Here is a 14529-nt window from a genome sequence, read left to right as displayed (position 1 = left end):
AGTAAAGCGTCAATGTCAGCTCAAGAAGATTAGGGAAAGCCCATATGAACACCAACAACATCAAACGCTACGCCCCCAAGGCACGCACCGCCTTCATTGCCGCAATGACCAAGCGCGCAGCGCTGTTTGGCATCCGCGAACCCAGCATGGGCATCGAACCGCTGGAGCAGAAAGGCGATCTGGCGCTTATCGGTGATCGTCCGTTCCCGGCAAGCATAATTCGCCCCCGTGCCGCGCTGGTGAAAAAGATCGAGCAGATAGGCTTTACCCAGGCCATGGAGCAGGCCGCCTACAGTTGGTTCAACCGCCTCTGCGCCATCCGCTACATGGAGCTCAAGGGCTACCTCGATCACGGTCGCCGTGTGCTCAGCCATCCGGATCAACCGGGTAGTTTTCAGATTCTCGACGACTGCCTGGATATCGATCTGGAAGGCCTCGACAAGCAGCGTATCGCCGAGCTAAAGCTGGACGGCACCAAGGACGAAGAGCTGTACCGCGAGCTGCTGCTAGCCCAGTGTCATGCCTTGCACCAGGCCATGCCCTTTCTGTTCGAGGCGGTCGATGACGCCACAGAGCTGCTGCTGCCGGACAACCTGACCAAAACCGACTCGCTTATCCGCGAGCTGATCAGCGCCATTCCCGACGAGGACTGGCATGACGTGGAGATCATCGGCTGGCTATACCAGTTCTACATCTCCGAGAAGAAGGAACAGGTCATCGGCAAGGTGGTGAAGAGCGAGGACATCCCCGCCGCCACCCAACTGTTCACCCCCAATTGGATCGTCCAGTACCTGGTGCAGAACTCCGTGGGCCGCCAGTGGCTGCAGACCTACCCGGACTCGCCGCTGAAAGGGAAGATGCCCTACTACATCGAGCCAGCCGAACAGACCTCGGAAGTGCAGGCCCAACTGGCCGAGATCACGCCGGAGAGTATTGATCCGCTGACTATCAAGGTGCTCGACCCGGCCTGTGGCTCCGGCCATATCCTTGTCGAGGCCTACAAGGTGCTCAAGGAGATCTACACCGAGCGTGGTCATCGCAGCCGGGACATTCCGCAGCTGATTCTGGAAAACAACCTGTTCGGTCTGGACATCGACGACCGCGCCGGCCAGCTCGCCGGCTTCGCGTTGATGATGCTGGCTCGCGAGGATGACCGCCGTATCTTCGGCCGCGAGATCAAACTCAACGTATTGTCCCTGCAGGAAACCAGTTTTATCGACCTGAACAAGCTCTGGAAAGCCCTGAACCTAAATGGTGACTGGAGTGCTGGCCAGACGGGCAATCTATTGGAAACTCCGCAAAAAGACTTCGCGACATACGGCGATGCACGCTACTTAATGTTCACACGCATCCTCGCCAGCTTTGAAAAGGCCAAGACCTTCGGCTCACTGATTGAAATCACAGCCGAATACGAAGAACCGCTGGCAGAGCTACTCTCTACCCTTCATGAACTGAAGGTCAGCAAAGATCCGGCTCAAAAAGAGGCCGCCCTAAATCTTATCCCGTATGTGCAGCAGGCGTGGCTCTTGGCGCAGCGCTTCGATGCTGTGGTTGCGAATCCGCCATATTTGGCCAGCAAGGGGATGGGCTTTGAACTGAAGGAATTTATAGCCAAGAACTATCCGACTAGCAAGTCGGACCTCTTTGCCGCTTTTATAGAGCGCGGATTTTTATTAATAAAAGACAGCGGCATAAATGCCCAGGTAACATTGCAAACATGGATGTTTCTGTCCGGACTTAAAGAGTTTCGTGAATGGATGATCAGCGAAAAATGCATCAAAAACATTCTGCAAATTGGCTACAACAGCTTTCCAGAACTAAATTCGAAGATAGTACAGTGCGCTGTCTTGGTTTCTGAAAATCAAAAAAGAAAAGGCTACCACGGCGTATATATAAATCTTAACAAAGCACCACAATCTGCAAACAAGGAAGAAGTATTCCTTCAAGGATCTGAAAAAGCCACTTTTTTAATTGATCAAGATAAATTTTCTTGCATTCCTGGTTCCCCTATTGCTTACTGGATATCAGAAAAATTAAGGGAGACCTTTGCCGGCTCTCTTTCCATAGAGTCTGTAGCTCCTGTTAGGCAAGGATTCCAGACGGGTGACAATGACAGATTTCTAAGGCTCTGGCACGAAGTCGATTTCTCAAAATTTGAGTTCAATGCCGAGAGCAAAGATCAAGTATGGAGCAAAAACAAAAAATGGGTTCCTTATAATAAGGGTGGCGATTTCAAGAAGTGGTTTGGCAACAATGATTATGTTGTTGCTTTCGACCATGATAATTACAACCAGCTATCAACGCTTGGAAATTGTCTTCCTTCTAGAAATTTGTACTTCAAAAAATCAATAACATGGTCTGCATTGACATCATCTCACTTTGGAGCAAGGTTGAGCCCGAAGGGATTTACTTTCAGTGCAAAAGGTGCCTGTGCCTTCCCAAGCTCTGAACTTGACTTTTCACTTGTATGCTCGCTCCTGAATTCTGAGGTTGCAAGGAAAAGCTTAGAATTCTTGGCTCCAACATTGGACTTTAATGTTGGCGACATCAGGAGAATCCCTTTTTGCGTTTCAGAACACTCAAAGTCAATAATTCATAAGAATTTTTTTGAAATACAAGATATTGCTCAGAGCGATTGGAATTCATTTGAGTTTTCATGGCTTTTCCTAAAGAGCCCGCTTTTAAAGGTTGCTCAAAACTCAATTCGGAATTCGCTGCAATCTCACGTTGAGTCCGGACGTAACCTCACCAAAAAGCTAAAGGCGATTGAGGAGGAAAATAATAAAATTTTCGCTGAGAATTATGGGCTTGAAGGCGAGGTGGATACTGATGTCCCTGATGAAATTGTAACTATATATAGCAACCCAATTTATCGCTACGGAAAAACACAGGATTTCGAATCTCTGAGTTTTAGGTTCCAGTCTGAGACACTATCAGAATTAGTCTGCTACACCATCGGCTGTATCATGGGACGATACTCTCTCGATCAGGAGGGACTCGTCTACGCCCGTTCCAGTAACCAAGGCTTTGCCGAACTGGTCGCTGAGGGTACCTATAAAACCTTCCCCGCCGACAGTGACGGCATCCTGCCCCTGACCGATCAGGAGTGGTTCGCCGATGACGCCTCCAACCGCTTCCGCGAGTTCGTTCGCACCGTTTGGGGCGAGGCGTACCTGCAGGAAAACCTCGACTTCGTCGCTGAAAGCCTTTGCCTCTACGCCATCAAGCCCAAGCGTGGCGAGTCGGCGCTGGACACCATCCGCCGCTATCTGAGCACCCAGTTCTTCAAGGACCACCTCAAGACCTACAAGAAGCGCCCCATCTACTGGCTGTTCAGTTCCGGTAAGCACAAAGCCTTCGAGTGCTTGGTCTACCTGCACCGCTACAACGAAGGCACCCTGGCGCGCATGCGTACAGAGTACGTCATCCCCCTCACCGCCAAGCTCAACACCTACGCTAACAAGCTAGCCACGGACATCGAAAACGAAACAGTCACGTCTGAGAAAAAGCGTCTGGAAAAGGAACTAGCCACTCTGCATAACCAGCAAGCCGAACTCGCCACCTTCGACGAAAAACTCCGTCACCACGCGGACCAACGCATCAACCTGAATCTGGATGACGGCGTGAAAGTTAACTACGGTAAGTTTGGGGACTTATTGGCAGACGCGAAGATGGTTACTGGTGAAAAGTAAAAAACAACCTTTACACCATGTGGATATTAAATTTTATGCCGGTAGGCTGCAGAGTGATGTATGACTGACGAAGGAAAAATAAAAAGGACGTCTTATCGTGTAACCAGGATTGAAATAAGCAAGCTAAAGGGGATTTCAAACCTAGACTATAGCTTCGGAGAATCACTGATTACGGCAATCCTCGGGGTGAACGGATGCGGAAAATCAACAATTCTGCATGCGCTTGCCTGTGTATTTAGACCTTCCGAGTCCGCATCTAAAGACTACAACAAGTTATCAGATTTCTTAAAAAGCAATCCTGATGCAGACTGGAATGGCAGTCACTTTAAGATCCACTATGATTTTAAAGAGCAAGACTTGCGTAAAAAACCGCTTACAGCGCCAGAGCCTAAAACAGGCTCACAGATTTATTCCAAAAGTTCCCAGAGCTGGGCACCCAAATACTATCGAAGGCCTACACATGAGTCTACATATATCGGCCTACAAAATTTGCAAACCGGAGCAGACAATCCCGGATCATACAGGTATCGAAATTATGAAACCAGCGAGCTTGCACTTGAGGCTGCCGAGCTAATCAAAAGTGATATGATTTACGTTCTAGGTCGCCACTATGACAGGCTAAATCATCACATTGTAAGTGGTGGTGGCAAAGGGGATATTAAGACTATCATTTGGGGGCTTGAATCTGGAGGTGTAAGGTATAGTGAGCTATCAATGGGCTCAGGTGAGAAAAGGGTTCTAAGTATTTTATCAGCACTTCATCATATATCTTTTAAAAATGGTGGACTCCTGCTCATTGACGAGCTTGACGCCTTGCTACACCGAGCTTCCTTTAATAGGCTGATCGAAGTATTTATCAAAAGAAGCAGCGAGTCCAGATATCCTCTTCAGGTTGCGTTTACAACGCACAGAGAGACCATTTCTAAGTTTTTAGATCAAATAAATATTTGCTCAATCCTTGCTACTGAAGAGCGAACCGTTGCCCTACCTTACATTGACCCTGATGTGATGATGCAGCTTACAGGAGGTGCATGCAAGCCTATTGAAATTTATGTAGAAGACGAACTTTCAGAAGAAATAATTAGCAACTTTGTTTTCGGTATTAATGCATCTAAATACGTACACATTGAGAAATTCGGCGTTGCATCAAATGCGTTCGGTCTTGTAGCGGGAAAAATCTTGTTAAAGCACGATATATCTTCAACTATTTGCGTTCTTGATGGTGATGTATTTTTAACTGAAGGTGAGCGAGATAGCGAAATCAAGAGGCATTTAGGAGGCGATGATCGTGAGTACCAGCGCATATTGGCATTGAAATGTATAAAGTCATACAGATTAAAAAACACCCCTCCACCTGGAGGGAGAGGAGCGCCTGAGTACAATCAAAAAATACTATTCGAAAGCAGCAAGGCATCATCCCAGCAAATTGAAAGATTGCAGCATTTTTCGAGACAGATACTGAGCCTGGAAGACTGGCATGGTTACTATGACGAATTGGCAAGGTTGTCAAACGTAAGAAGGTGTAGGGATTATATCCTGGAGCACTTATCAGTCACTGACGATTGGGACTATTGCCTTGGCGAGATCAAAGAGTGGCTGACCAATAGACTTGTTGATCACGGATTCACTTCACACCATGAAAATAGCCAAGCTTCTCCCGAAAAAGTAGGCATTCACGTCGCTGCTTTCCAAGGATCTATCTGATGGACAGCCAACAATTGACTCAGGGCTTACAGCAGGCCTTCTTTAAAGAAGAATACCGCATCGTTTTCTGGTACGACCCTGAGCAGGGCTTCACGGATGAACTCGGCCAGCTCGATCTGCCCGGTGTGCAGGTGCTGAACATGCAAGGGCATTCCACCTTCGGTACTAAGCTCAAGCTGGAGCTTGAGGACACTGAAGGTAAGTACTTACTCTATTTCCCGTGCGCCGAACCTGACGCGAATGATGACTGGCTGCTGGACATCAAGCTGTACTCGCGCAGCTTCTATGCTGACAAGGTGTCACTGATCTTCAATGACCTGGGCCTGCACAAGCAGGTGCTCCGTGAGCATCTAGCCAGCCGTGAGCGCTTCCTTAGCAGCAAAGCTCGCCTAGCCAGCCTGAAGCGCTTGATCCAGCCAACTGACACCGAGCATGAGTTGGATCTGGCGATGATTGCCGTTGTGTTGGGTACAAGTGGCAGTGACGTCATGACGCTGCTTTGCACCCTGGCTCATGGTGCCGTACGTGACGATCTGGGTCTTGAGCAGAATCCTGCGGTCATCGATGAGCTGTACAAGTTCGGCCTAATGCCGGCGTTGCTGCAGGCCCTGCGTGAAGAGGTGGGCTATCAGGCCTCCATCGAGGAAATCAGTGGCGATAAACCGTTCAGCTTGGGGTATTTCCTTATTCGACTGCTAGCGACTGGGTTCTGCGAAAGCATCGGCGATATACCCAGCTGGGCATCAGCGATTGCTATTCCCTCAGCCAGCGCACGCGCTACTTCACGTGCACTGCTTTCCCGCTGGCGTGACAGCTCACGGTTTTACCAAGCCTACGATGAGATTTCCAGCTGGGTCGGTGAGGCCCTGCATATCACACAGAAGATTGGTGAAATCTCGTTGGAGATCTTGGCCAATGTAGCGACCTTCGAAGCCGTCGAGCGGCAGATCATTGTCGACCTGACCAAGGCTATTCCGGAAGCAGATCCGCGTGACCTCGGTTTGTTTTCGAAGATCATCTCCGAGCGACTGGATAACTACTGGGCGACTCGCCATAAGGACGATGAGACACGCCGCAAGTACCGGCTGCTATACACGGCGCTGTCAGCTGCAATCGACCTGTTTACACAGCGTCACCAGCACGCTGCAGGCTTCCACTTCGCCAGTACCGAGGCGTTGTACAAAGCCTATGAGAGCGAGCTGTACCGTTTTGACACGGCTTACCGCCATTATTTTGCCGCATCTCAGCGCGCGCACGTCGAGCTACTGAAGAAGCTCGATGAAGCCGTCGAGCAGTGCTATGCGTATTGGTATCTCGATCAGCTTGGACGCTCCTGGGGTGACCGTATGGAGGCCGAACAGCGCTTGGAACACTGGAAAATACCAGGCATTCCTAACCAGCAGAATTTCTATGAGCGTTGGGTGGCCCCCTTGTTGGAGGGACATCGTAGCAAGCGCGTTGTCGTTATTATCAGCGATGCCTTCCGCTATGAAGCCGCCGTCGAGCTGTGCCAGCGCATCAATGAAAAGCGTTACAGCAAGGCCAGCCTGAATAGCCAGTTGGGCGTATTGCCTAGTTACACCACATTGGGCATGGCTTCTCTGTTGCCACACCAGACGCTAGAGTATCGCGAAGGCAGTGATGGTGTTTTCGTAGATGGATTCAATACTGGCAACACCATCGCTCGCGACAAGGTTCTTGCCCAGCATGGCGGCATGGCCGTGACCGCGCTTCAGGTCAAAGAATGGTCCCGTGACGCGGGACGTGAAGCGCTCAAGGATCAACAGCTGGTTTACGTCTACCACAACGTGATTGATGACCGCAGCGATAAGGGCGGTGGTTCCGAGGTGGATACCTTCCATCACGTCGACTTCGCCATCGAGGAGCTCACCGAGTTAACCCGCAAGATCCTCATGCACTTCAATACCAGCACGGTGTTGATCACGGCGGATCACGGGTTTCTGTTCCAGCAGAGCAAGCTCGAGGCTGCCGATCGCACCTCGCTTGCCGAGAAGCCGGATAGCGCGATCAAGAGCAAGAAGCGCTACGTCATTGGCCATACGCTGCCTGCTGCCAAGGATGTTTGGCAGGGCTCGACCAAACAGACCGCAGGCACGACATCGGACACCCAATTTTGGATACCCAAAGGTGCGAACCGTTTCCACTTTGTGGGCGGTGCACGTTTCGTCCATGGTGGAGCCATGCCCCAGGAAATCGTTGTTCCTGTGCTGACGGTGAACCAGTTACGGGGCGAGAAAGCCGAAAAACGCACCAAGCGCAAAGTCGGGGTGATCTCACCGAAGTCAACCCTGAAGATGGTCACCAATATCCAGCGCTTTGACCTGATCCAGACCGAGTCGGTCAGCGAACAGGTGCTGTCGGTTACGGTTGCTGTGGCGATCTACGAAGGGGAGCAGCCGGTCTCCAGTGAGGAGGTTGTGACGTTCGACTGTGCGACGGATTCCATGAGCGAGCGCCTTAAGCAGGTACGCCTGTCACTATCAGGCAGCGACTTCGACCGGCAGAAAGATTACTTCCTGGTGATCCGCGATAAAGATCTGAACACTGAGCTTGAGCGCTACCGTGTGACGATTGATCTGGCCTTCACCGACGACTTTTTTTGAGAGCATGAGACTAGATGGAAACCCAAGTGGATAAAGATCTCGATCAGTTGCTCAACGAGCACTTTGCCGGTCGCGTGGTGCGCAAGGATCTGACCAAGCTGATAAAGGAAGGTGCGAACGTACCGGTTTACGTGCTTGAGTACCTGCTGGGTATGTACTGCGCGTCGGATGACTCAGAGGTGATCGAACAGGGCCTGAAGAACGTCAAGACGGTTTTAGCGGAAAACTATGTTCGCCCGGATGAGGCTGAGAAGGTCAAGTCTCTAGTTCGCGAGCGCGGTACGTACAAGGTGATCGACCGGGTCACCGTGCGATTGAATGAGAAAAAAGATCGCTACGAAGCCTCTTTCAGCAACCTCGGCATCAAGGACGCTGAGATCTCTGCCGGCATCGTCAAGGAATACGAAAAACTCCTTGTGGGCGGCATCTGGGTGATCGCAACCCTGAGCTATTACCACGAGGAAGGCCAATCGGGGTCGCCTTTTGGCGTCACGCTGCTCAAGCCGATCCAGATGCCGAACATGAACATGCAGGAGCTGTTCGCCGGGCGCGCAGCGCTGAATACACTGCAATGGCGCGAGGCTTTGATCCGCTCCATCGGCATGGAGCCCTCGACCCTGGATGAGTCCGTGCAGTGGCATTTGCTGGCCCGCATGGTTCCCTTCGTGGAGAACAACTACAACGTCTGCGAACTCGGCCCACGCGGTACAGGCAAGAGCCATATCTACAAGGAGTGCTCACCGAATAGCATGCTGGTGTCCGGCGGTCAAACCACCGTCGCTAACCTGTTCTACAACATGAGCAGTCGCCGTATCGGTCTGGTCGGTCTTTGGGATGTGGTGGCCTTCGATGAGGTGGCCGGCATCAACTTCAAGGACAAGGACGGCGTGCAGATCATGAAGGATTTCATGGCCTCCGGTTCGTTTGGTCGCGGTCGCGAGCAAATGGAAGCCTCAGCCTCCATGGTTTTCGTAGGTAACATTAACCAGAGCGTTGAATCACTGGTTAAAACCAGCCATCTGTTGGCCCCGTTCCCTGAGCAGATGATCGACGCAGCCTTTTTCGACAGATTCCACGCCTACATTCCTGGCTGGGAAATCCCGAAAATGCGCCCGGAATTTTTCACTAACAGATACGGACTAATCGTCGATTACCTGGCTGAATTTTTCCGCGAAATGCGCAAACGCAGCTTCGCCGACGCCATCGACAAACACTTCAAACTGGGTAACAACCTTAACCAGCGAGACGTGATCGCAGTACGCAAAACAGTATCCGGCCTGCTCAAGCTGCTCTACCCGCACGACGTATTCACCAAAGAAGACGTGCGCCAATGCCTCGAATACGCACTCCAGGTCCGCCGACGGGTGAAGGAACAGCTAAAGAAGATCGGTGGAATGGAGTTCTACGATGTTCACTTCAGCTACATCGACAACGAAACCCTTGAAGAACACTTCGTCACTGTGAAAGAGCAAGGTGGGGGTGGTCTTATCCCGGAAGGGCCAGGAAAGCCCGGTTTTATCCACACTATAGGCTTGAGCGGCAAAGGCATGCCTGGGTTATATCGGATCGAACTGCAGGTGACCAAGGGTACTGGCAAGCTAGCCACCTCAGGCCTATGGAACTCCAGCTCTGCAAAAGAACAGGTGAAAATTGCCTTTGACTACTTCAAAGCCAACGCCTCGCGCATAAGTGCCTCGGCTAAGGTTCTGGAGCACGACTTCCATTTACATGTGGTTGAACTGCAAAACACCGGCCCTCTTACTCATATGGCACTACCCAGCCTAGTAGCTTTTGCTTCCGGCCTAATGGGCAGACCTGCGCAAGGTCAAATGGTCGTGCTCGGTGATATGAGTTTGGGCGGCAGCATCACGCCAGTTGAAAGTATCGCCGAGTGCCTGCAAGTGGCTTTCGACGCGGGAGGAAAGCGCGTTGCGCTTCCTATGAGCAGTGCCAAGGACATCCCCAGCATCCCAGCCGAACTGTTCACCAAGTTTCAGACCAGCTTTTATGGCGAACCAGTAGAGGCTGTATTTAAGGCAATGGGCGTGGACTGAAACAAGTCCATCTATTAGCCCGCTTGCGACTTTGAGGCGGGCTGTTTGACCCTCCTCGAGGGCCATCTGCAATGCGGAATCTGGCTTTTAGGTGATGAGGACGCGGCTCCTCTTCTTCAGGAGTAACCGCCGGTAGAGAGCATGGCAAGCAACCGGATTGCGCACCAGTTTTCGAAATACTGGCTTAGCCCATTGATTCACCCTTACAATTCCATTCTAACCAAGGAGTGCAATCGGATGGGGTTTTACATCGAAGGTATGGGTGAGGCTGTGATCAGCTTTCAAAATGAGGAGTTTCGGGTCGACTCCAACACCTTGACGCAAGGTAATTTTGTCCAGACAAGTCAACAAGCCTATGATGAGGACGACGTTGACTTCGAAACTTCGTTCTTCGCTACGTCGCGGGGTGAAACCACCGAAGCAAAGCAGCTCTTCACATGGAAGGTGGAATTCACCCAAGATTTCAGCACCGGCAAGCTTTTTATTAACGCCGCTCAGTGTGTAACACCGGGCGTGATAATGATAAAAGACCTCGCTTTCAGCGCTGTAGCCGAAGATAAAAATGAGTAGTTAAAAGGAATTTGCGCCGGGCGCTTTCCTTTAAGCGCCCATTGCCTCAGCCATTGCATGCCCTGACGATGGATGGGCGCGCAGCTACATCGAACCTACTCAATTTAACGAGCTTCGAGAAAGCCGTACTTTGGCAGTCGCTTCGAGGTTTGTCTGACTACACCATCTCGGGCCTTCTTCCGAACACCAGAAAAACACCCCCCCCCTACAACGCTCACCATGCGACGATCTCCACTCAGTTAATGCCAGTATAAAGGGGTCACGTCCACACCACCCCCAGGCCCTCTGACTGACGCCAAAAGCACCTCACTGATGCGGATGTTACGGAACTCTGCCACCCGTAGGACGAAAACACCTGCCTTACACAGTTGGTGATCGACCTCACCCTGATTTGCCATATCCTTCATGTGGTGATCAGAAAAAAGATCTGAGTACAGCCCGTCGTGCCGATATCAGCCAGTGCCCGTCAAGAGAAAGATCGCGACAAGGAACAGACCGCAGCCAATACAGTCATGACTGGAGCTTTGACAGTTTTCAACGCGACGAAGCCCTGTATGGCGCACTCTACGAGCTTTTTGCTAACGGTGACCCAACGGTGACCAAAATGATCAAATGCCAGAAACAACAAAGCCCGGTCGTTTCCGAACCGGGCTAAGTCATTGAAAAATATGGTCGGGACGGAGTGATTCGAACACTCGACCCCTAGCACCCCATACTTGCATATCTCCGAAAAGCCCAATGAAATCAGGGCTTTGCATCTAGCGCTCGCTGCAACGACGCCCCACGATGCTCTACCATGACGAGCCATTCCCCGAATTTCCCCCGACGCAGTATTCTCCCCTCCCTGGCGTCCTGCCGAAGCTCACCTATCCCTGTTACGAAAAAAAGAAACATCGTCCGGATTAACAGTCTCCCCCTTGAGCAGTCCGATAGCTTCAGCCTCCTCCCACTCAATCAATGCCCAAAGCTTGGCTGCGTCAGCAAGCTCGAGCATTTCTGACAGCTCAGCACTGCCTACCTCATGCCGCGCATGGGCGAGCAACGCCAGACCCACAAGCTTGCGCCAATGCCCCTCAGGGTTGGTGACCAGGTCAAAGTGTTGCTTGATCGCTGCTTGCCATTCAGGAAGCGGGTCGCCCACGTAAGGTTTCATTTTAAAATACTGTATGCATGATCAGCATTTGTATCAGTTCGACATGATCGGATAAAGCCCCGTTCAGCGGAGGGCGACTCTTACGTCATGCCGGCCGAACACAATCCGCCTATAGCAGTAATGAACAATCAACTCAGCGCTGGTAATCTCGGCGCCACGTTCGTCCAACATTAAGGGATGGAGGCGAAAATAGAAGCCCTGGAGCCGCGAACCTCCGGGGCTTTGCTTTTTGACTACTCGGCCAGTGCGTACACGGTCAATGAAAAAGCCGTGATCCAGAGAGAAGTCATCAACACTGACATCCAAATAAATTGCTGATCCATTGCTCTTCCTTGTGCAAGGCTCTATTTCAATGGCCTGACGTTAGCTCATAATGACGCGGGCGCAATAAATACTCATCTCGCCATATCACCACTCCGCCTCACACACTCCTACAACCCCTTCAAGGCGGCATCGTTACGGCATCATAGGATCGCTCGCAGGCGAACCCGGCCCGACGACTTTCTGTAAGCGCTGCCGCCAACTCTCCCGCATATCCATCAGCCTCTGATCGCAGCTCGGCGAGCAGATCAACAAGGTCGTTGATTGTCTTGCCTCGCTCGGCAAGGCGGGTATTGAGATCGGCCTTGTTGGCAAGTAGCCTTCGGGTTTGATCGCGCAGGCTGTCATGGTCAGCGCGCTGCTGAGCAGCAAGAGCATCATCTTTCTGTTTTTGATCCGCCGCATTGGCGCGCACCTGGTCGATGTCTCGTTGCAGTTTCTGCTCGGCTAACCGGGCATCCTCGCTCGCGTTTGCAGCAGCCGTTGCCGTGTCTGACCTATAACTGGCGTAATCCGCGCGAACTTCCGTTACCTGAAAGGTCTGGTAGGCCAGGCCAGAGAGCAGGGCAATCACTGTCCATACCCAAACTGGAACAAGCCTGAACGCAGCTATCACGCCAACACCTTCAGCGCCTTGGCATACAGCGCCTGTCGATCCGCAGCGCCGTTCTGTCCACCGTTGATGCGCCGAGTGATGGCGTCGAACTTGCCCGCATCGGCCAGAGTGTTCATCCCCCTGCTCGCCCAGAACCACGCTGCGGACATACAGGCATGCTGCGGTTTCTCCAGCAGCTCAGGGTGATTGACCAGGTCAAGGCCCAGGGCTTCACCGCACTCGGCGTAGTTTGCCCGGCCGGTTATCTGGATCAGGCCACGACCACGGTACTTCTGACCGTCACCGTCAGCCTCGGGCGTGTTGCCCAGGCGCTTGGCGAGTGAGCCGGTGTCGTACTTACTCAGGTACTGATCACTGCCCATTTCGCGCACGTAACGGAGCTGGCCGGACTCATGGCCGATCTGGGCGATAAACGCTGCCATGCGCAGTGATCCTACGATCTGATAGCGCACCATCGCAGTGTTTAAGACAGGAACAAAAACGCCGGCTGATTGGCCGGCGTTGGGAAGGATTTGCTGCAGCTGCAGCGTAGTGATGGGCATTACATTTCTCCAGAAATGGAAAGTCCTAACCTTGCAGGCATAGAGGTCATGAAAGCTTGCTTGCTATGCTTACTCTGCCAATGGTGGCTATACGAGGTCGAAGACATGAATAAAAGACCTAAGAGGGGCTGGATTTGGGCGTACCGACTAATACGCAGCGTGAAGTGCTCCCCACTGTCTGCCGCCTATAGGGCAACGCTGTACGTGACTCGAGGCGATACAGGGACGTTTTACAGCGGAACAACCTATAAAGAGTTCCGCCTGCGTCGCTAAATATCCTCGCGAGTTAACCCGGCATCTTGGTTGGTTGCGGGTTTAATTAGGACTTAGCTAAACGATTTTGAATCCTGTCGGGTCTTTTGCCTTTGGACTTGCCTTTGCCCTTCTGGTCGTATTTAAGGCTGGAACAAAAACGCAAGCGTCTGGTCAGCGTTCGGGAGGATCTGCAGCAGTTGCTGTGTGGTGATGGGCATGACTTTCTCCGGACGAAAAAAACCCGCACATGGCGGGGGCTGCTCGTGCAACATAAATCGACCAGCTGCATTAATTCCGATTGTTCGAGGCAAAAAACCAAAATTGGGCGGGCCTTCTTATGTACTACTTATGCCTGCGCTATAGCTGCGCAGCTTTTAGCGCAGCAACATCAGCCTTGAGTTGATCGAATTCAGCTGCCATTGCTCGTAGCATAAGCCCGTGCAATGGCCCTTCGCGGAAACCGAACGTACTCCCTGCCGCTCGCACAAGGATTCGTTTTTCTGGACTGACTTCACGCAAAGTGTAGGAGTCTGAGTCATCCTCAGCCGGCACACTTTCAGTAACCGCCGCGACCGTATTGAACTCATCTTGCCATTCGTCAAAGCAAATAAAGCCATAGCGCGTAGCCTCCAGACCGCAGTCAGCCAGGATCTCCATGGCCCGCTGCACCGTCATCCCGACATGGTAACGGGCCAGGTCGACCCCCTTCTCATAAATACTTTCCAGCCATTGATAGGTGCCTATTTCACGCAACAGACGAGAGCCCGCCAGTAGTTCCTGAGCTTGCAGTGGTTGTACCGGGGTCTTCTTGTTGGCATCAGATGTGACCGTCACCGCATTCTGTGAGTACATATCAGACCATGCCAAGCCAGCAGCACCGCAGGTGTGCGTATTGCCGGCATTAGGTCGAACACTTACATATGGAACCAGTTCTGTGTCAGATAGGCGCAGCCGAGTGTCATTACCGCTGCGTACACGAAAAATGGTCGCCCCAACAG

Annotated in this window: 9 protein-coding genes and 1 tRNA gene; 5 read left to right on the top strand and 5 right to left on the bottom strand. The window is 51.8% G+C overall.

The annotated features are described in order from the left end of the window. The first annotated feature begins 44 nt into the window (after window positions 1–44). The 5 genes from pglX to GHO41_RS13180 all read left to right on the top strand — a co-directional run bounded on the left by pglX (window position 45) and on the right by GHO41_RS13180 (window position 10644). Window positions 45–3692, top strand: a complete 3648-nt coding sequence (gene pglX, locus GHO41_RS13200; RefSeq protein WP_153433795.1) for a BREX-1 system adenine-specific DNA-methyltransferase PglX — start codon at window positions 45–47, stop codon at window positions 3690–3692. 60 nt (window positions 3693–3752) lie between these two features. After that, window positions 3753–5396, top strand: a complete 1644-nt coding sequence (locus GHO41_RS13195) for an AAA family ATPase (RefSeq protein ID WP_153433794.1) — start codon at window positions 3753–3755, stop codon at window positions 5394–5396. Continuing rightward, window positions 5396–8020, top strand: coding sequence for a BREX-1 system phosphatase PglZ type A (gene pglZ / locus GHO41_RS13190; protein ID WP_153329452.1), 2625 nt, complete (start codon window positions 5396–5398; stop codon window positions 8018–8020). Before GHO41_RS13195 ends, pglZ begins: the two co-directional genes overlap by 1 nt. 14 nt (window positions 8021–8034) lie before the next feature. Next, window positions 8035–10074, top strand: a complete 2040-nt coding sequence (gene brxL, locus GHO41_RS13185; RefSeq protein ID WP_153329454.1) for a protease Lon-related BREX system protein BrxL — start codon at window positions 8035–8037, stop codon at window positions 10072–10074. Window positions 10075–10311: 237 nt separating this feature from the next. Beyond that, a complete protein-coding gene (locus GHO41_RS13180; RefSeq protein ID WP_153329456.1) occupies window positions 10312–10644 on the top strand; it encodes a hypothetical protein in 333 nt (110 codons plus the stop codon). A 669-nt stretch (window positions 10645–11313) separates the two neighbouring features. Here GHO41_RS13180 and GHO41_RS13175 read toward each other — a convergent pair. The 5 genes from GHO41_RS13175 to GHO41_RS13155 form a co-directional block, all read right to left on the bottom strand. Then, window positions 11314–11458 (bottom strand) — tRNA-OTHER (locus GHO41_RS13175). Between the two features lie 48 nt (window positions 11459–11506). Continuing rightward, window positions 11507–11797 carry a hypothetical protein gene (locus GHO41_RS13170; RefSeq protein WP_153433793.1) on the bottom strand — a complete coding sequence of 97 codons (291 nt, stop codon included), beginning with the start codon at window positions 11795–11797 and terminating at the stop codon, window positions 11507–11509. A 442-nt stretch (window positions 11798–12239) separates the two neighbouring features. Beyond that, window positions 12240–12692 carry a DUF2514 family protein gene (locus tag GHO41_RS13165; RefSeq protein WP_153433792.1) on the bottom strand — a complete coding sequence of 151 codons (453 nt, stop codon included), beginning with the start codon at window positions 12690–12692 and terminating at the stop codon, window positions 12240–12242. 38 nt (window positions 12693–12730) lie between these two features. Beyond that, window positions 12731–13276 (bottom strand): glycoside hydrolase family 19 protein, encoded by a 546-nt coding sequence (locus tag GHO41_RS13160; RefSeq protein WP_153433791.1) that lies wholly within the window; start codon window positions 13274–13276, stop codon window positions 12731–12733. A 612-nt stretch (window positions 13277–13888) separates the two neighbouring features. Then, window positions 13889–14529, bottom strand: a 641-nt coding sequence (locus GHO41_RS13155) for a tail fiber domain-containing protein (RefSeq protein WP_218580258.1), incomplete at its 5' end; no start/stop codon positions are given.

Source organism: Pseudomonas sp. FSL R10-0399 (genome assembly GCF_009600165.1).
GTDB classification, from domain to species: domain Bacteria; phylum Pseudomonadota; class Gammaproteobacteria; order Pseudomonadales; family Pseudomonadaceae; genus Aquipseudomonas; species Aquipseudomonas helleri.
The sequence above is the reverse complement of the archived record's forward strand: the minus strand, read 5'-3'. Positions and strand labels throughout refer to the sequence as shown.

Coding starts and splice junctions, on each gene's coding strand:
- pglX (WP_153433795.1), top strand. CDS start 45: ATGAACACCAACAACATCAAACGCTACGCCCCCAAGGCACGCACCGCC.
- GHO41_RS13195 (WP_153433794.1), top strand. CDS start 3,753: ATGACTGACGAAGGAAAAATAAAAAGGACGTCTTATCGTGTAACCAGG.
- pglZ (WP_153329452.1), top strand. CDS start 5,396: ATGGACAGCCAACAATTGACTCAGGGCTTACAGCAGGCCTTCTTTAAA.
- brxL (WP_153329454.1), top strand. CDS start 8,035: ATGGAAACCCAAGTGGATAAAGATCTCGATCAGTTGCTCAACGAGCAC.
- GHO41_RS13180 (WP_153329456.1), top strand. CDS start 10,312: ATGGGGTTTTACATCGAAGGTATGGGTGAGGCTGTGATCAGCTTTCAA.
- GHO41_RS13170 (WP_153433793.1), bottom strand. CDS start 11,797: ATGAAACCTTACGTGGGCGACCCGCTTCCTGAATGGCAAGCAGCGATC.
- GHO41_RS13160 (WP_153433791.1), bottom strand. CDS start 13,276: ATGCCCATCACTACGCTGCAGCTGCAGCAAATCCTTCCCAACGCCGGC.